General features: G+C 65.3%; 21 protein-coding genes. 12 read left to right on the top strand and 9 right to left on the bottom strand.

Features of this window, described 5'->3' with window-relative positions:
* Window positions 1-90 precede the first annotated feature (90 nt).
* The 4 genes from ON38_RS17805 to ON38_RS17790 all read left to right on the top strand — a co-directional run bounded on the left by ON38_RS17805 (window position 91) and on the right by ON38_RS17790 (window position 2,962).
* Complete coding sequence (locus ON38_RS17805; protein WP_039825950.1) at window positions 91-465, top strand: hypothetical protein; 375 nt, start codon at window positions 91-93, stop codon at window positions 463-465.
* Window positions 462-1,532 carry a PEP/pyruvate-binding domain-containing protein gene (locus ON38_RS17800; RefSeq protein WP_245564086.1) on the top strand — a complete coding sequence of 357 codons (1,071 nt, stop codon included), beginning with the start codon at window positions 462-464 and terminating at the stop codon, window positions 1,530-1,532. The genes ON38_RS17805 and ON38_RS17800 overlap by 4 nt, the downstream gene beginning before the upstream one ends.
* On the top strand, window positions 1,529-2,128 hold the full coding sequence (locus tag ON38_RS17795; protein ID WP_039825949.1) for a helix-turn-helix domain-containing protein: 600 nt from the start codon (window positions 1,529-1,531) through the stop codon (window positions 2,126-2,128). The genes ON38_RS17800 and ON38_RS17795 overlap by 4 nt, the downstream gene beginning before the upstream one ends.
* Before the next feature lie 249 nt (window positions 2,129-2,377).
* Window positions 2,378-2,962, top strand: coding sequence for a dihydrofolate reductase family protein (locus ON38_RS17790; protein ID WP_039825948.1), 585 nt, complete (start codon window positions 2,378-2,380; stop codon window positions 2,960-2,962).
* A 26-nt stretch (window positions 2,963-2,988) separates the two neighbouring features.
* Here the strand turns inward: ON38_RS17790 and ON38_RS17785 are convergent, their stop codons facing one another.
* Complete coding sequence (locus ON38_RS17785; RefSeq protein WP_039825947.1) at window positions 2,989-3,399, bottom strand: RidA family protein; 411 nt, start codon at window positions 3,397-3,399, stop codon at window positions 2,989-2,991.
* Window positions 3,400-3,477: 78 nt separating this feature from the next.
* Between ON38_RS17785 and ON38_RS17780 the strand changes: the two genes are divergently transcribed.
* Window positions 3,478-3,885: a winged helix-turn-helix transcriptional regulator gene (locus tag ON38_RS17780; protein ID WP_039825946.1), complete on the top strand. Its 408-nt coding sequence runs from the start codon at window positions 3,478-3,480 to the stop codon at window positions 3,883-3,885.
* 134 nt (window positions 3,886-4,019) lie between these two features.
* The gene (locus ON38_RS17775; protein WP_039825945.1) at window positions 4,020-4,781 is read left to right on the top strand and encodes a dienelactone hydrolase family protein; all 762 of its coding nucleotides are present in this window, start codon (window positions 4,020-4,022) and stop codon (window positions 4,779-4,781) included.
* 159 nt (window positions 4,782-4,940) lie between these two features.
* On the opposite strand, the gene ON38_RS17770 is transcribed toward ON38_RS17775, so the two are convergent.
* The 5 genes from ON38_RS17770 to ON38_RS17750 all read right to left on the bottom strand — a co-directional run bounded on the left by ON38_RS17770 (window position 4,941) and on the right by ON38_RS17750 (window position 8,190).
* Window positions 4,941-5,804, bottom strand: a complete 864-nt coding sequence (locus tag ON38_RS17770) for a hypothetical protein (RefSeq protein ID WP_157181799.1) — start codon at window positions 5,802-5,804, stop codon at window positions 4,941-4,943.
* Window positions 5,791-6,879 carry a WXG100 family type VII secretion target gene (locus ON38_RS17765; protein WP_039825943.1) on the bottom strand — a complete coding sequence of 363 codons (1,089 nt, stop codon included), beginning with the start codon at window positions 6,877-6,879 and terminating at the stop codon, window positions 5,791-5,793. The genes ON38_RS17770 and ON38_RS17765 overlap by 14 nt, the downstream gene beginning before the upstream one ends.
* A 3-nt stretch (window positions 6,880-6,882) precedes the next feature.
* On the bottom strand, window positions 6,883-7,173 hold the full coding sequence (locus ON38_RS17760; protein WP_039825942.1) for a hypothetical protein: 291 nt from the start codon (window positions 7,171-7,173) through the stop codon (window positions 6,883-6,885).
* The gene (locus ON38_RS37060) at window positions 7,170-7,517 is read right to left on the bottom strand and encodes an SAV_915 family protein (RefSeq protein ID WP_218000791.1); all 348 of its coding nucleotides are present in this window, start codon (window positions 7,515-7,517) and stop codon (window positions 7,170-7,172) included. Before ON38_RS37060 ends, ON38_RS17760 begins: the two co-directional genes overlap by 4 nt.
* Before the next feature lie 91 nt (window positions 7,518-7,608).
* Window positions 7,609-8,190, bottom strand: coding sequence for a TetR/AcrR family transcriptional regulator (locus tag ON38_RS17750; RefSeq protein WP_039825941.1), 582 nt, complete (start codon window positions 8,188-8,190; stop codon window positions 7,609-7,611).
* An 85-nt stretch (window positions 8,191-8,275) separates the two neighbouring features.
* Between ON38_RS17750 and ON38_RS17745 the strand changes: the two genes are divergently transcribed.
* The 4 genes from ON38_RS17745 (at window position 8,276) to ON38_RS17730 (ending at window position 12,003) form a co-directional block, all read left to right on the top strand.
* Window positions 8,276-9,019 carry an alpha/beta fold hydrolase gene (locus ON38_RS17745; RefSeq protein WP_039825940.1) on the top strand — a complete coding sequence of 248 codons (744 nt, stop codon included), beginning with the start codon at window positions 8,276-8,278 and terminating at the stop codon, window positions 9,017-9,019.
* Between the two features lie 202 nt (window positions 9,020-9,221).
* Window positions 9,222-10,106, top strand: a complete 885-nt coding sequence (locus ON38_RS17740) for an alpha/beta fold hydrolase (protein ID WP_039825939.1) — start codon at window positions 9,222-9,224, stop codon at window positions 10,104-10,106.
* 285 nt (window positions 10,107-10,391) lie between these two features.
* Window positions 10,392-11,225: an SAM-dependent methyltransferase gene (locus ON38_RS17735; protein ID WP_051164910.1), complete on the top strand. Its 834-nt coding sequence runs from the start codon at window positions 10,392-10,394 to the stop codon at window positions 11,223-11,225.
* A 295-nt stretch (window positions 11,226-11,520) separates the two neighbouring features.
* A complete protein-coding gene (locus tag ON38_RS17730; RefSeq protein ID WP_039825938.1) occupies window positions 11,521-12,003 on the top strand; it encodes an RDD family protein in 483 nt (160 codons plus the stop codon).
* A 239-nt stretch (window positions 12,004-12,242) separates the two neighbouring features.
* Here ON38_RS17730 and ON38_RS17725 read toward each other — a convergent pair whose 3' ends face one another.
* On the bottom strand, window positions 12,243-12,434 hold the full coding sequence (locus ON38_RS17725) for a DUF397 domain-containing protein (RefSeq protein WP_039825937.1): 192 nt from the start codon (window positions 12,432-12,434) through the stop codon (window positions 12,243-12,245).
* A complete protein-coding gene (locus tag ON38_RS17720) occupies window positions 12,431-13,324 on the bottom strand; it encodes a DUF5753 domain-containing protein (protein WP_083872765.1) in 894 nt (297 codons plus the stop codon). Before ON38_RS17720 ends, ON38_RS17725 begins: the two co-directional genes overlap by 4 nt.
* 287 nt (window positions 13,325-13,611) lie before the next feature.
* On the opposite strand from ON38_RS17720, the gene ON38_RS36095 reads away from it, so the two are divergent.
* Together ON38_RS36095 and ON38_RS17710 are read left to right on the top strand one after the other, a co-directional pair.
* Window positions 13,612-14,271 (top strand): hypothetical protein, encoded by a 660-nt coding sequence (locus ON38_RS36095; protein ID WP_157181798.1) that lies wholly within the window; start codon window positions 13,612-13,614, stop codon window positions 14,269-14,271.
* A complete protein-coding gene (locus ON38_RS17710; RefSeq protein WP_039825935.1) occupies window positions 14,268-14,483 on the top strand; it encodes a hypothetical protein in 216 nt (71 codons plus the stop codon). The genes ON38_RS36095 and ON38_RS17710 overlap by 4 nt, the downstream gene beginning before the upstream one ends.
* Window positions 14,484-14,583: 100 nt before the next feature.
* On the opposite strand, the gene ON38_RS17705 is transcribed toward ON38_RS17710, so the two are convergent.
* Complete coding sequence (locus tag ON38_RS17705) at window positions 14,584-15,468, bottom strand: HNH endonuclease (RefSeq protein ID WP_039825934.1); 885 nt, start codon at window positions 15,466-15,468, stop codon at window positions 14,584-14,586.
* Between the last annotated feature and the right edge of the window lie 7 nt (window positions 15,469-15,475).

The following is a 15,475-nucleotide window of genomic DNA, read 5'->3' as shown; positions in this document are numbered from 1 at the left end:
GCGGTTGCGGGAGGGCCCCTTTGCTGTCGATGACGGCAATTCATCAACATCGCGTTGACAACACGATGTTGATCGGGTGAGCATGGATCCGTGCATTCCGATGACCGTTCCCACGCGGCTGCTCTCACGGCCCACCGCGCTGTTCTGGGTGCTGCCGGTGGCGACGCCTTGCCCGACCGGCCTTGGCAGCACGCTGGACAACCGCCGAGCGACTGCGATCTGGTGCGGCTGGCGGCGTGGAAGGCGTCGGAGCTCGAGGTCGACCCGGAGGTCGTGACGGCGGGCCTGGCGCTGCTCGGCGCGGCCCGTTCGGAACTGGACCAGGCCGAGGCGGCCCTACTCTTCGCAGCGAGGGCCGCGGGCGTCACATTCCAGCAAATCGGGGCGGCACTGGGGCTGGGGTCGGGGCAGGCCGCGCAGCAGCGAATGTCCCGAGTTCTCGCCCGGCTGGAATCGCGGCCGTGACCGCGTTCGTCCCGCTCCGCGAGGCGGGCATGTCGTGCGGGGCGAAGGCGGCCACGCTGGGGCGGCTGCTACGAGCCGGTTTCGCGGTCCCGAACGGATTCGCTCTGCCCGTCGGTGCGGGCGTCGGCTGGGAGCGTGAGCTGCTCGGCGTCTTGGAGACGTTGGGCGGGTCGCGCTTCGCAGTGCGGTCGTCGGCGTTGGCCGAGGATGGCAGCGAGGCGTCGTTCGCGGGACAGTTCCGCACGACCCTGAACGTGTCGTCCGGTGAGGTCGAAGTCCAGGTGCGACGAACCGCCGCTGCGGTCGACGAGGCGCGCGCTTACGCTGCCGCCCTCGGTCGGCCGGTTCCTCGAGGCATCGCCGTCATCGTGCAGCGGATGCTGGTACCCGACGCGGCCGGTGTCGCCTTCACCCGCGATCCCATCAGCGGGCGACGGGCCGTCGTCCTCGAGGCCGTCCGTGGTCTGGGCGATCGGCTCGTGTCGGGTCGGGCGAGTCCGGAAAGATGGCGGATCGCCCCTGGCTGCGGCCCCAGGTCCGCGGAGGCGCCCGAGGTCCTCAGCGCCGAGCAGGCGGTCACGGTGAGCCGGGTCGCGACGCGCGCGGAGGGACTCCTCGGTGGCGGCCAAGACCTGGAGTGGGCGCTCACGGGTAGCCAGGTCTGGGTGTTGCAAGCCCGGCCGATCACATCGACCACGAAGAGCGACCGAAGTCCGGCCTGTCTCCCGGTGATGAACGCGATGATCGTCGCTTCGGGAACACCGGCGAGCCCGGGCCGGGCGCGGGGCGTTTTACGCATCGTCAACGGCCTGGACGACTTCGCTCGGTTCACCTCGGGTGAAGTGCTGGTGTGCCGGGCCACGTCACCGGCCTGGGCACCACTGCTCGCTCGGGCCGCGGCCGTCGTCACCACGCGTGGAGGGGTGCTCGCCCATGCCGCGATCGTCGCCCGCGAATTGCGTATCCCCGCCGTCACCGACGTTACTTCAGCTATGGACCTGCCCGAAGACATGCTCGTCGACGTCGACGGCACCGCCGGAACCATCACCGCACAGAAGGCCCGATGAACTCACCACAGGACGTTCGGCGACAGGTCCTCCACGCACTGCGCCTCCTCGGTTACGCCGGAACCATCCCCGTGAGCGAGCGCGCGGGCGTCCTGCCCGCCGAGGCTGCGGAATTCCTGCGCGAGGCCCAGGCGGCCGGGCAGGTGACCCGGAGCCGATTCGAGGACGACGGCGGATGGTCGCTGACCGAAGCGGGTAAGACGCTGGGAGAAAAACTCCTGGCGGAGGAGCTGAAGAGCACGGAGGCCCGGCCCCTGGTCGAGTCCGTGATGGCCGAGTTCGAGCCACTCAACCGCCTGGTGGTCGACGCGTGCACGCGCTGGCAGTTGACCGAGATGGGCATCACCGAACCGCCCGCGAGCCTTGCGGATGTCCTCTCGAGCCTCTCCCGCGGCAGCGCAGGGTGGTCGGTGCTCGAGGAGCGTCTGGTGAACCGCTTGCCACGGTACAGCGGCTACCATGAGCGATTCGATATGGCCGTGGATCGCGCTCGAACGGATCCCGCCTGGCTGACCGCGACCGACCGCGAGTCCGCCCACCGTGTCTGGTTCGAACTACACGAAGACCTCCTGGCCACTCTCGGTCGTTCCCGATGACATCGGTGGACACGACCTGATGAGCTGGGGCGACCGGCCGATCACCGAAACCGCCTGAGCGGTTCGCTGATTCAGCGCCGAAAGGGGCCCTTCCGCAAGTTGTGGGAGGGCCCCTTTCAGCAACGTGGCGCCTATGCGCCGCTCGGGTGAGCGCCTCGGCCTTATCCGGAGCCCGACCTCCGATGAGTTTCGCCGTGGTCCCGGGTCTGTACCCGTACATGCCCGATCACCGCACCCGAGGAGAGCATTATGCCCGCCACCTACACCTTCGACGTCTTCTCCAGCCTCGACGGCTACGGCTCCTACGGAGAGGGCGGCGACTGGGGCGGCTACTGGGGCAAACAGGGCCCCGAACTGCTCGACCGCCGATTGGAACTGTTCGGCACCGAGCAACGGATGATATTCGGTGCCAACACGTTCCGGCAGTTCGTGGAGATGCTGGGCTCGAGCACCGAAGAGTCCGGGGTGGGTGACCCCTGGGTCACCCGGATGCGGAACCTGCCCGCGACGGTGGTGTCGAGCACTGTGGAAGGCCCACTCGACTGGCCGGACGCGACCATCGCGAGCGGCGACGCCGTCGATATCGTCGCCCGGCTCAAGAAGGAATCCGAGGTGCCGTTGCGGTCACACGGCAGTCTGTCGATGAACTGGGCGCTGTTGGCCGCCGGTCTGGTCGACCGGGTGCAGGTGACGATCTTCCCGGTGATCACGGGGCGGACCGGCACCGACCCGATCTTCGGCGGCGCCGCCGACTTCGATCTGGAGCTGATCGAGAGCCGGACGCTCGACGGCAATATCCAGGAGCTCATCTACCGTCCCACCCTGCACGTGTGACCATCGGGCGCGCTCCTATCCGCAACTCAGTCCAGCACGGCGTACGCCTCCACCTCGACCAGGACATCGGGCTCGAACAGGTAGTCGACACCTATCGCCGACAAGGGCGGCAACGGCCGGGGTATGCCGAGTTCCTCGACGACCCGCTCGATACCCGCGACGAAGTCGTCGTACTTGTCCGGCGTCCAGTGCGTGACGAAGAAGCGCAGGCGTACGACATCGGCGAAACTCGCCCCCGCCCCCGCCAGCCCGCGGGCCGTATTGCGCAGGGCGTGGGCGACCTGGCCCGCGAGATCACCGGTCGCGACGGGATTGCCGTCGGCGTCGCGCGCGATCTGGCCGGCCACGTGTACCTGCCGGGTGCCCGAGCCGATCGAGACATGGTGATACGGGACGGGCGCGAACATGCCTTCGGGGGTGAGCAGCTGGACTGCCATGGATATCCTTTCGCTGATCGAGCAAGGTATCCGATATGTACCTGGTGTCCGAAGGGAACTTCAACGAGACTAGGTGTCATGCCGGAAACCGCGCCCCTGCCCCCGGGCAGCCCGCAACTCACCCAGGACCACCGCGAACTACTCGATCAGGTCCTCGACAAATGGTCGCTTCAGATCCTCGACGCGCTGTGCGAGCACGGACCGCTGCGTTTCAACGACCTCCGCCGAGCCATCCCGGTGGTGACGCAGAAATCGCTCACCACCGCGCTGCGGCGACTGGAACGCAACGGGATGGTCGACCGCATCGTCACGAACACCCGGCCTGTCGCGGTCGAGTACCGGTTGACGCCGCTGGGCCGCTCGCTGCAGGACCTCATCGACGCACTCCTGCACTGGGCCACCGGCACACTGCCCGAGGTCGAACGCGCTCGCGCACGATTCGACCAGGAGGAGGAGACGGCCGGGCGGGACTCCTCTTCGCGGTGATCCCGCCTTTCTCCCCTAGCGACAGAAGGTGGTATCGGGATCCGGCCCGGCGGCAGATTGCCGATGCCGTGTCGGATAGCCCGGTGTCGGAACCGGTATGTTCGACAGCGCTCGACATCACAGGAGGATCCACGATGAGTGAAGTCCACGGTATGTCGGTCGACATCCGGACCCCCGATGGTGTCGCCGACGCGTATCTCGCCCACCCCGACGCCGGGGCAGCCCATCCGGGAGTGCTGCTGATCCAGGACGGTTTCGGACTGCGGCCCACCCTGCGGGATATGGCCGACCGTATCGCCGCCCACGGCTACACCGTCCTGCTGCCGAACGCCTACTACCGCCACGGTCGCGCCCCGGTGCTCGAACTACCGGACTTCATCGACCCGGAGGCGCGGCCGGAGATCTTCCAGCAGCTCTTCCCGATGATCCGCGAACTGACACCCGAACTGCTGCGGTCCGATGCCGCCGCCTATCTCGACTGGCTGGCAGCGGCGCCGCAGGTCGCCGCGGGGAAGGTCGGGGTCACCGGCTACTGCATGGGTGCGCGACTCGCCGTACTGATCGCCGCCGGGTTCCCCGATCGGGTGGCGGCGGTGGCCGGATTCCACGGTGGACCGCTGATCACCGAGAGCGCGGACAGTCCGCATCTGCTCGTCGAGAACATCACGGGGGAGCTGTATTTCGCCCACGCGGGCGAAGACGTGGAGAAGTCGCCCGATCATTTCGATCGGTTCGACAAGGCGGTCGCGGCGGCCGGTGAGCGCCACCGCACCGAGGTGTACGAGGGGGCGAAACACGGCTACACCCAGGCCGATACCGCCGCCTACGACGCCGAGTTCGCCGAACGGCACTATCGCGAACTGCTGGCCCTGTTCGACCGCAATCTGCGGCAGTAGCCGGGTGCGAGAGCGCGCGCTCCCCTGATGAACTATCGGCCGCGGCCCGGGCCGATAGTTACATCACGCGAGCTTTCGCGGCGATTGCTGCTCCAGCACGGGAGTGGGGTAGCAGGTGAGTTACGAGGTGACGACCGGCGGTGGTCTTCGCGCTCGAGATCAGAGGACCGTAGCCCATCGTTTCGTCGCTGCCGGGGTACCCAGTTCCACTCGGGCAGTGGGGTTATCGGCGTAGTAGGTGAGAAAGCGGTAGAGCCGATATCCGTCCACGGCCAACCGCGGGCACTCGAGCACGATGCTTCCGGCCGCTGCCGGGCGGTCCAATTTCCAGAGCTGGTGTCGGTTGCGGCCCAGCCGCACGATGGGTGTAGTAGCGCACGTACTCCATCGTGCGCCGTCCGACCCGGTGATCACGATCAATCGCTGCCGCTCGAATGCCGTGATCACTCGGGGAGCGTCTGCCCACGCCAGACTGGTTCGCGAACTCCAGCCGTAGTGGACGATTTCCTGGTCGGTGAGTACGACCCGCCCCCTACGGAGTCTGCCGGCCACCGCCAGTGCCGGAGCGGAGGCGCTACCCAACCCCAGGCAGGCGAGCAGGAGCGCCAGGGGCCAATGAGTAGGCCATGCCGCCGCCCCGATCTCGAACGCCGCCCCGAGGAACAGGACAGCGAAACAACTCCAGATCGTCTGGTACAAGGTGAAGTAACCGATCGACCCCGGGACCACCGTCGCGGCCGCACCATGGGGCGGGGCCGACTGGACTATGCGGCTTCGCCGTTTTCTCGCTTCGTTCGCCCATACCCCCATTGCGACGGTGGCGGCCATCGCGAGACCGAACAGCGCCACGTATTTCGAGACAACACGCGCGGCGTGGTCATCGCTGCGCCACATTGCCGCCGCTATGCCGAAGCACAATACAACCAGCCCGGTCAGGCCCAGCATGGCAGCGATGTGCTTCTGCGTGAACCCGGCCGGCACGGCCCAGGGGCTCGGAGAGCCGATCCGATCAGAAGAGCGCATTCCAAGCCTTCGACAACCCGCCACCGATTGCTTCGCCGGTACCTTCGAGCGCTTCCATTCCACCGTCGATAGCACTGCCCACGCTGAGGCCCTCCGAATACAGCGAGTCGACAGCGCCGGAGGTGAAGATTCCGGTAGCGGCGCCTACTACGGTTCCCGCAGCCGCGCCGACCAGGTTTCCGGGTCCCGGCACGATAGTGCCGACTGCCGCACCGACCGCGGCACCGGCGGCGACAGAAGCGCCGAAACCGGCAGCACCGGAGACGATTGCCTGTTCAGGGGGCTTGCCGTTGTAGATGTCGTACGCGATACCCGCGACTGCGAGGGCGCCACCCACCCGGAAGCCGATTTTCGCGGCTTTGGCCTTCGTGGTGTCCGCCTGATCCAGGAGATCACCTGCTTTGAGCATCTGCTGACGAGACCAGTCCATGTCGCGGTAGACGACCTCGCGCGGTGTGCCGGCCGGGGCGTTCTTCGCCTCGAGCAGGGCTTTCAATGCTTCGCTGGATGCCGCGGCCGAGCTTTGGAGAAGCATCGACGAGTGGGTGGTGGCAAGTGCGCCTGCAGCGCCGTTGATCATGTCGCCGATGACGAGGAACCATTTGTCCTTCAGATCGTTCTGCATGTTCTTCCAGGTCGACGCCCAGAAGCCCTCGCGATCCCGCACTTGATCGGCCGCGAGAACAGCCGTGTTGTAGGCCGCGAGTCCGGTGGTGTCATCCTCTGCGGGCTTTTCGATGGTGTGGTCGTTCACCGTGAGTCCGGCTTCGCCGGCCTCGGTCCGGATCGACGACATGTCGAGTTGTGCCTGCTGAACCTGCCCCGCCAGTGCGTCGAGTTCGGTCGCGTACTTCTGCACCTCGGTGACGAGGTTGTTCGCTTTGTCGGCGGTCTCGCGCGTCTTCGTCGCGAAGGCGTCACCGGATTCCCCATCCCAGCCCGACTCGGCAAGGCCCCGGATCCTGTCCAAGTCCGTGATCGAGGTGGACAGCTGACCGGCGAGGGTGTCCCGCAGCCACGCGGCCGCTGCCCGAATGCTGGCCGGATCTCCGTCGATCTTGGTATCGATGCTCATCGGTCAGACCGCCGTCCATGTCTGCCTGATGACGGTATCGGCGGTCGTGTCGTCCTGCTCCTTGTACTTTTTCGCGGCATCGGTGACGGCTGCGCTGCTGGCGGCCATCCCGACCACGAGTTGACCGGCGCCGTCCATTAGAACCGACAGGACTGCGAGCACCGAGGGCGTCACCGTCCCGGCATCCAGAGTGTCCGGTGTCTTGTCGTTGGTCGCGTCCAGTTCCGCGCTCGAAGTTGCGAGGGTATTCGCGATTGTTGCCAGCGCATTCTGGTCGATGTACAGCTCGGTCATGCCTGCGGATGCCTCCGGTTCTCCTGCGGGATGAAGACATCGAGCAGCAAGACGTCGAACGGCCGTGCCTGCTGCAATGCGTCGAGTGCCACTGTCGGAGTCCACATCCACGGTTGCTCTTCACCGCAACACGTCAAGAGGCGGTCGAGGGCGGAATAGGCCAGGCACGCTACTCGACCGTCACGCATCTGACGCAGCATGATCTGCGCATCCTCGACCTGATGAACATGTGCCAGGACCGGCAAGTAGACAACCGGCGGAAAATTCTTCGGTAGCGGTGTGCCCCCCGAATACTGTTGCCCCCGGCCGCTGTCGAACGCGGCCGTCGTACCGAATTCGTGCATGCGCGGGATCATACAGCCGGGTTCGGCTGCGGCCGGTGGGTTGCCGGCGCGGTCCGGTGTCACCGAGTAGGACGGTGATTGCTGTGCACCGCTATACGGACAGGCCGTTGAGCACGATATCGACTACTTGATCGATATCGGCCGGCTCGACCGGTTCGGCGCGCAGGAATACGCGGAACCAGATCGCCCCGGCGAGCATGTCCATCACCAGGCGGGGATCGGTCCGGTCGTCGAGTTCGCCGCGTTCGACCGCACGGCGGAAGATGGGGTGCTCGCGGGCGGCACGGTCGGCGAAGAACAACCGCCCGACCGCTGCCAGCGACGGCCGGCCGGGGGATGCCGCCAGAACCGCGGCCGCGATGGGGGCGGTGGCGGCATCGGTGAGCAGGCCGTGGATGCTCCGGGTCGTCGCGAGGAGATCGCCCCGGAGGCTTCCCGTATCAGGGACCGGGAAGGTGAGCAGATCCGACCCGGTCAGCGCGGCCGCTAGCACCTCGTCCTTGGATTTCCACCAGCGATACAGGGTCGTTTTGTTGACCCCGGCCCGCAGCGCGACCGACTCCATGGTCAGTCCCTCGTAGCCCGTGGTCGCGAGGAGTTCGAGGGTGGCCGCGAAGATCGCCTCGGCCCGCCGGGGCAGGGAGGTCGCACGCGTATCGGCTGACTCGTCCATACACCGACAATAGCAACGCAACGTTGCGTTGTATCCGGTACAGCCGTACAGTGCAACGCAACGTTGCGTTGCAAATGGAGGCATTATGGCTCTTCCCGTGGTTCTGGTGCACGGCATCCGGTTGAGTGGCGGATGCTGGGTTGCTGTCGAGAGCGAATTCGGCACCGAGCGATCGGTGGTCACCCCCGATCTCCCCGGGCACGGTGCGCGTCGCGGCGAACGCTTCACCATGCCCGCGGCGATCGAGACCGTCCGCACGGCAGTCGATTCCGTCGGCGGTCGCGCCCTGGTCGTCGGTCACTCGCTGGGCGGGTACGTCGCCATCGCGGCGGCCGCCGAACTCGGTGAACGCGTGGCCGGTCTGGTGGTCGCCGGGTCGACACGTATCCCCGGCCGAGCCCTGACGATTCCCTTCCGGCTCGCTCATCTGCTCCTGTCGACCCAGCGTGACGGGGGCGAACGGCTCAGCCGCCGACTCTTCGACGTAGTCCTCCCCGCACAGGTGGCCGCCGCCGTCGCGGCGGGTGGTATCGCCACCGAGGTGATCCCCGATATCGCCAGGGCCGCCGCCGCATTCGATCCGCTCGGTGGACTCCGTCGATACAAGGGCCCGGTCTGGCTCATCAACGGAAGCCGGGACCATTTCCGCGGTCACGAGCAGCGTTTCGTCGCGGCCTCGCTCCGGACGAGTCTGCTGGTGGTCCCCGGCGCCGGGCATTACCTACCGCTGGCCGAACCGCAGCGTTTCGCCCGGCTGATCCGCGATATCGCCGACGCCTGCGAGACGGGAGCCGGGGAACGCGCGAGAGAACGTCACGCGGAAGATTGAGAGTGAATCTTGTTGTACTGCAAACGATCCTCTCGCTACTTTCGGCGATGGATTGTCCGCCCCGAGCCTCTACGAGCGTTGCCCGGATGTCACCGGCACGGTTCTCTGTCCGGGCCCGGCTCAGCGGCCGACCCCGCGTCGCGGTCGCCCCGGTTCGCGCTCGCGGACCCCGCTTGTCGGTGGTGCTCGTTATGGTCCGGGCATGGGTATCCGAATTCCGGGATTCGACTACGAACGTATCCCGGTGGGGGACGTGCGGCTGAACGTGGCCACCGCGGGATCGGGTCCCCCGATCGTTCTACTGCACGGCTTTCCCCAAACACACCTCGCCTGGCGCCACATCGCCACCGATCTCGCTCAGGATCATCAGGTGGTGTGCCCGGATCTGCGCGGCTACGGCGACAGTGACAAACCGGCCGACGAGCGCGACGGCCGGACCTACGCCAAACGGACCATGGCCGAGGACGTCGTCGAACTCATGCGTTCCCTCGGGCACAGTCGCTTTGCCGTGGCCGGACACGACCGTGGCGGGTTGGTCGCATTCCGGGCCGGTCTCGACCATCCGGCCGCGATCAGCCACCTCGCCATCCTGGACGTGCTCCCGGCCGCGAGCATGTGGGACACGCTGCGGGGGACCGCCGGCGTCTTCGCGTTCCACCTCTACCTGCTGGCGCAGCCCGGCGATATCGCCGAGCGCATGATCCGGGCCGCCCCCGACCTGTTCTTCGGGCATTTCTTCGACAGCTGGCTGCGCGAATCCGCCGCCATCCCGGCCGATATCCGCGCCGAGTATCTCTCCGCCGCGAGCACACACGACGCCATCGCCGCGGTGTGCGCGGATTACCGGGCGAGTGCGTCGGTCGACAACGCCCACGACGAGGCCGACCGCGCATGCGGCCGCCGGCTCGAGATGCCGGTCACCGCCCTCTGGCAGGACCCGGGCGAGATGGTGCTGCCGTTCGATCCGGCGGCGATCTGGTCCGAATGGGCCACCGATCTGCGCACTGCCACCGTGGAATGCGGCCATTTCCTGCCCGAGGAACAACCCGGCACGATCATCGCGGCACTACGGGAACTGATTGATTGAACCGCCCGAGCCGTACGGACGGGGTGCGCCCGGTATTCCGAAAGTCGTTGCGTCGCAGCCTTACCCGGTCGGACTCGGCAGAGGTTACCGACGCCGTGGGTGCCGCAGGCATTCCACCGTGGGAATCCGCGGTCGAATTCGGCCCCCGGTGGCAACTGTCGTTGGTGTCAACCACTGCCGGACAACGGCGTTGACCATGCAGACCGACCCTGTCCGGGCGTACGGTCCCTGCTGGGGTGGTTAACTCGTTACGGCGGACATCTTCGCCGGAGTGAGGAGTGAATCGTGGCAGAGGGCAGAGGTCCGGCGGACCTTCGGCAGGACCGAGCACACAGTGCCCGCATATACGACTATTTCCTCGGCGGCAAGGACAACTATCCCGCCGACCGGGAGGCCGCGGCGAAGATCGAGCAGGCCATTCCGTCGGTGCGGGGCGTGGCGCGCGACAATCGCGCGTTCATGGTGCGCGCGGTGCGTCACCTCAGCGAACTGGGGGTCCGTCAGTTCCTCGATATCGGCACCGGAATTCCCACCGAACCGAATCTGCACCAGGTGGCCCAGGCGACGGCATCCGACGCCCGGGTGGTCTACGTGGACAACGATCCGATCGTCCTGGCCCACGCGCGGGCATTGCTGATCGGAACCCCCGACGGTGTGACCCGATACGTCCAATCCGACCTGACCGCCCCGGAACGGATCCTGTCCGATATCGCGGTGCGGGAGACCTTGGATTTCGACCGGCCCGTGGCATTGAGCCTCATCGCCCTGTGCCATTTCGTTCCCGGCGACCGTATCTACGACATCGTCGATACCCTGCTCGCGCCGCTGCCGTCCGGTTCGTACCTGGTGATGACCCATCTGACCACCGACTTCGACCCGAAAATGGTTGAGGGCACTGTGCAGGCGTACCGGCAGAGCGGGATCGAGATGGAGGCGCGCGACTACGACGGCGTCTCCCATTTCTTCCGCGACCTGGAGCTGCTGGAGCCCGGAATCGTCGCGATCGAGAACTGGTACCCCGAGGGCGAGCGGTCCCCGGCGCCCGAAGTGACCGAATTGCCGACCGGCGCGGCCCGGCCGCCCGCTGCCGGCTACGCAGCCGTGGGCCGCAAGAAGTAAGCAGCCGCGACGTCCCCGCCGCGCCCCCGGATCGCCGGGGCGCGGCGCGCCACGGGCTTATCCACCTCGCCGACCGACGCGATGAATCGGCCTCTCGGGCTGCCCTCCCCGAACCTGTCGCACCCGTCCTACCTGTCACTTTCCGTTATCAACCGGATTGAGCGCGTGCTGCGAGATGGACACGAAACAGTGTCGACCCCGCCGCTGCCGTCCCCACCATGGAATCCTTGGGAACCGACATGCCGTGAGCACGTGACAGGCACCCGGAGCCACACAGCGTTCGCTAGGAGGCGTGATGACCGCAGGTGGATTCGACCCCGCATACAGCCCCACAGCCGGCCTCGCCAGCAGCATCAAACCTGCCGGCCTGGGAAAACGCGCGGTAGCCAGGTTCGTCGACTGGATCATCGCCGGCATCATCGGCGCCATCTTCTTCTGGCTCCTCGGCACGGTCTGGGACCTCCCGGACTGGGTCTCGGTCCTCCCCGGCGCCGGATTCGGCTGGCTGTACTTCGTTCTCTTCGAAGTCTCCTCCGGCTCGACACCGGGTAAGAAACTGCTGAGCCTGCACGTCAACGGGTCGGGCAGGGCACCGAAACCCAGCCTCAAGGACTCCGCGGTCCGCAACGCCTATATGTTGCTCAACCTGATTCCGTGGGTGGGCGGGCTGCTGTGGTTCATCGCGGCCATCGCGATCGCATTCACGATCAGCTCGAGCCCGACGAAGCAGGGTTGGCACGATAATGCGGCAGGGGGGACGCAGGTCATCGACACATAGTCTTGGTAATTCTTACGGCCGCCTGTCGCTACCGCACCGAATAGTGCGGTAGCGACAGGCGTGTCCGCACTGCCGAACGAGTCGAGGTCGTCTCCGTGCCCCGGTTCGTTTCCGTTGGAGTGCTGGTTGGTCGACGGTCGGGTCGGGCCGGCGGGACTCCGGTTTTCTCAACGTTCAGACCTGAGGAACGTCGCCGTTCGAATAGCCGCGGTGGATTCAACCGTCCTTGGTCGCCGCACTCAAATACTGGACGAGATCTCCCGGATGAACGCATCCCACTCGGCCGGAACGAAGACGAGCATGGGCCCAGTGGGGTCTTTCGAATCCCGGACACCGACCGCGTCGGTCGCATGCGCGACCTCCACGCAATCTCCGCTCGGTTGGCTATAGCTACTCTTGAACCAGCTAACGCCGGTTAGATCCCTGGTCACGCGCCAAACTCCTCTGCGATCTCCTGTATCAGGCGCCTACTGGCGTCGGCACTCAACGCTACCGCGTGAAGATCTGCCAAAGCTTGCCTGTGGCGTTCGATCGCGCTGTCTTCCTCCAAGAACAGCGCTCCCGTAAAGCCCTCCACGAACACGACCGGCGGTTCTGGGTCGCGAGCTGTACGCAGGGAGGGGAACTCGAAGAGGGTGAACGACTGGACGATCAGCCCAGAGTGTCCGCCGACGCCGAACGGAATCACCCGGATGGAAACGTTCGGCATTCTTCCCAGATCGACGAGGTGCTGAGCCTGATCGGCCATCACATGGCGTCCTCCCACCTGGTGTCGCAATACTGCTTCAGATAGCAGCACATCGATTGTGAATTGTTGATCCGCGTCAAGTCTGCGTTGCCGCCTCTCCATCAGCTCGAGTCGTCGGTCAACGTCTATCGCTGGCATGTCGGGGTCGGCCGTCCGGACCAGCCACCGGCGATACTCGGCAGCCTGCACCAAACCGGGCAGGAGCGTCAGCTGGAATGCGGTCATTCGGGAGCACGCCTGCTCGAGACTCATGAAGTGGTCGAAATGTGGGTTCACCACATCGGCGTAGGTGCGCCACCACCCGCGCGATGGATCGCCCTTCGCCGCCTTTACCTCTTGGACAAGGCCCAGAACCTCTTCCGTTGCTGCGTCGTCGGCCCCGTAGAACTCCAGTAGATCCCGGAACTGCGAGGTACAGATCCGAACAGGTTGCCCCTCCTCCAATCTCCCGATGCCTTGCTTGGACACTTCGATCGCCAAGCCTGCGGCCAACTGACTCTTCTGGGATTGGAGCCGCAGTTCCCGAAGTCGCCGCCCCAAAGCGCGCCGTGGAAGAGTCGAACCAATAGCCATTCCCACCCTCGCTATCTCCGTCGTGGTCCAGTACGGACCTATGTTTTCTGGACCTACCCATACTGGACACCCGACTACCTGGCCGGATGTTCCCGAATGACCCTCCCAGTGAACAGCTTTCGGTGTCTACTGTATCCACCCGATGGCCGCGAATCCGAATAAATACCCAGCCCAGATACTTTCAATGAGAACATTCAGGAAAGCTTCCGGAATCGCATTGTCGTGCCGGCAGCAATTGTCATGCGCGGTCACCGGTCAAATCGCCATCTCCGAAGAGGAAAGAAAAGATGACGTTACGTCCGGTGAATGAAAAACAACGCCTGCATCGACCTCGCGCGATCGGCTATCTCCGAACCGATCTCTCGCCCTATGAGGCGCGCGACACGGAAGCTATCCGTCGACTCGCGCGACGGCAACATCACACGCTGGTCTACATAGTCCGACTCGGCCCCGACTCCGTTCCGGACGCCATCGGTCACGTCCTCGAGATCGTTCGCGCGACCGGCACAACGACGCTGATCATCCCGGACCTCGCGCATCTCGAAAACCACCCGGGTCGAGTCTGTGAGACCTGCGACCTCATGACGGTGTGTCCAGGGCAGATCTGGATGAAAATCGGCACGAATCCACATGACGTTCCCCATGAACCCGTCTGGTTGCCAGAGTTCTGGCACAGCGAACCTGACACTCGACTGCACATCGCCGATGCGCACCACATCATGCAAACCCACCTGGACTGCAATCTCTTGGACTGCCCCCGTAAAGCCGCCGCTTTCGCCCTCCTGGTAACGGCCGGCAAGCTCGTCCCCGCCACCCGCAGCCTCCGCGAGCGCGCTGCCTCTCGCGGCCTCACCTACCCACTAATCGGGCCGACCAGTTCGAGCACGTGCCCATCCCCCGCGATGCTTCAACGGCTGCTGACTGTTCTCACCCAGGCGCGGTCATGAACACCCACGCAGACCAACAGTTCGCCGCCGATGTCCACCTCATGGTCTTCCTCGACGGCCTCCGCCTCGACTACCGAGCCCACCCCAGCGCCGCCGAGTGCTTTCTACAGGAGTGGGCCGCGCACCACGGCAACCACACAGCTTCCGTACTCTGTGAGGATCCGGCCGACCTCCCACGTCTCCCATGTGAACGCCTCTACCTGGACCGCTGAACCTGCACGCCCCGGAAGCCGGTGACCTCCAGCCAACCTTCCCTTCTGTTGGCCCGGGCTTCCGTCACGGCCGGAGCTCCACGTTCGATTCGGTCGACGGCTACGCCGAGTTTGTGAACTCTGCGTACCTTTCCGCCAATCTATCTCGCGAGGGCTTGTCGACGGACCTATGCGGAAGGGAAATTGCCCTACCGTGCATCTCTTGTAGCCCGTGTTTCAACATCGGGCCATCTTCTTCTTCGAGAAGATCTCGGTTGATTACCACCTGATAGTTCGGAGAGATTCCCAAGTAGTTGCGATCGTAGGCTGCGTGATGGATTTTGCAGAGACTCAGGCCGTTACTGACCTCAGCGCTCCCATGCGGTTTCGCATCGGAGATGATGTGCGCTGCATCGAGCAGGGGACCGTGCTTCAAATTGCACACCGTGCACTGACCGCTGTATGCGTGCAGGACTCTCCCTCGGAACTCAGGCTGATGTAGGCGCTGTTTGGTGATCCTCTCTACGTACTTCTTCTCCACCGGATGAAGACGGAGGGGGTCGTCCACGGAGAGCAGCGTTTCGTCGAGCGCGATGAGGAACCGCCTGTTCGCCTGATCGTCGGCCACTGCGTAGACGGGGAAGATCGGTACGAAGAGTCCCGGCTCGATTTTTCGGAGCAGGATGAACGGCAGCCGGAGTTCATAGGCTCGGCGGAGCTTCTTGTTGTCGCCGGCAGTGCTTCCCTCGCGGTACGCGTAGGCAAACAGTGATTCGGTCACATCCTCGTCCGTATATTTCCCCTTCGGGTCCGACAGTATCGACAATGTCCCGTGCATGGCGGCGGGGTTCCGAATACCGCGACTGTGGTCTATCAGGCGATGCACCTCTCCATCGACAGTGAACCTCGAAAGTTGCTCACGAGTGACGACCCCGGTATCGCGGGCCATCTCCTCGAGATGGTCGAAAATTGCCTGTCGCAGGATGGTTTCAGCACTGATGTCCACGAATGGA

Source organism: Nocardia testacea NBRC 100365, assembly GCF_000308775.1.
GTDB lineage: Bacteria > Actinomycetota > Actinomycetes > Mycobacteriales > Mycobacteriaceae > Nocardia > Nocardia testacea.
Note: the sequence above shows the minus strand (reverse complement) of the source record. Positions and strands in the feature narration are given on the sequence as shown.

What these genes read in the sequence shown, in the direction of transcription:
- ON38_RS17795 (WP_039825949.1), top strand. Translation starts at nt 1,529, where the DNA reads ATGAACTCACCACAGGACGTTCGGCGACAGGTCCTCCACGCACTGCGC.
- ON38_RS17760 (WP_039825942.1), bottom strand. Translation starts at nt 7,173, where the DNA reads ATGACCGAGCTGTACATCGACCAGAATGCGCTGGCAACAATCGCGAAT.
- ON38_RS17740 (WP_039825939.1), top strand. Translation starts at nt 9,222, where the DNA reads ATGGGTATCCGAATTCCGGGATTCGACTACGAACGTATCCCGGTGGGG.
- ON38_RS17720 (WP_083872765.1), bottom strand. Translation starts at nt 13,324, where the DNA reads ATGGCTATTGGTTCGACTCTTCCACGGCGCGCTTTGGGGCGGCGACTT.
- ON38_RS17790 (WP_039825948.1), top strand. Translation starts at nt 2,378, where the DNA reads ATGCCCGCCACCTACACCTTCGACGTCTTCTCCAGCCTCGACGGCTAC.
- ON38_RS17780 (WP_039825946.1), top strand. Translation starts at nt 3,478, where the DNA reads ATGCCGGAAACCGCGCCCCTGCCCCCGGGCAGCCCGCAACTCACCCAG.
- ON38_RS17765 (WP_039825943.1), bottom strand. Translation starts at nt 6,879, where the DNA reads ATGAGCATCGATACCAAGATCGACGGAGATCCGGCCAGCATTCGGGCA.
- ON38_RS36095 (WP_157181798.1), top strand. Translation starts at nt 13,612, where the DNA reads ATGACGTTACGTCCGGTGAATGAAAAACAACGCCTGCATCGACCTCGC.
- ON38_RS17710 (WP_039825935.1), top strand. Translation starts at nt 14,268, where the DNA reads ATGAACACCCACGCAGACCAACAGTTCGCCGCCGATGTCCACCTCATG.
- ON38_RS17745 (WP_039825940.1), top strand. Translation starts at nt 8,276, where the DNA reads ATGGCTCTTCCCGTGGTTCTGGTGCACGGCATCCGGTTGAGTGGCGGA.
- ON38_RS17750 (WP_039825941.1), bottom strand. Translation starts at nt 8,190, where the DNA reads ATGGACGAGTCAGCCGATACGCGTGCGACCTCCCTGCCCCGGCGGGCC.
- ON38_RS17730 (WP_039825938.1), top strand. Translation starts at nt 11,521, where the DNA reads ATGACCGCAGGTGGATTCGACCCCGCATACAGCCCCACAGCCGGCCTC.
- ON38_RS37060 (WP_218000791.1), bottom strand. Translation starts at nt 7,517, where the DNA reads ATGCACGAATTCGGTACGACGGCCGCGTTCGACAGCGGCCGGGGGCAA.
- ON38_RS17770 (WP_157181799.1), bottom strand. Translation starts at nt 5,804, where the DNA reads ATGCGCTCTTCTGATCGGATCGGCTCTCCGAGCCCCTGGGCCGTGCCG.
- ON38_RS17775 (WP_039825945.1), top strand. Translation starts at nt 4,020, where the DNA reads ATGAGTGAAGTCCACGGTATGTCGGTCGACATCCGGACCCCCGATGGT.
- ON38_RS17785 (WP_039825947.1), bottom strand. Translation starts at nt 3,399, where the DNA reads ATGGCAGTCCAGCTGCTCACCCCCGAAGGCATGTTCGCGCCCGTCCCG.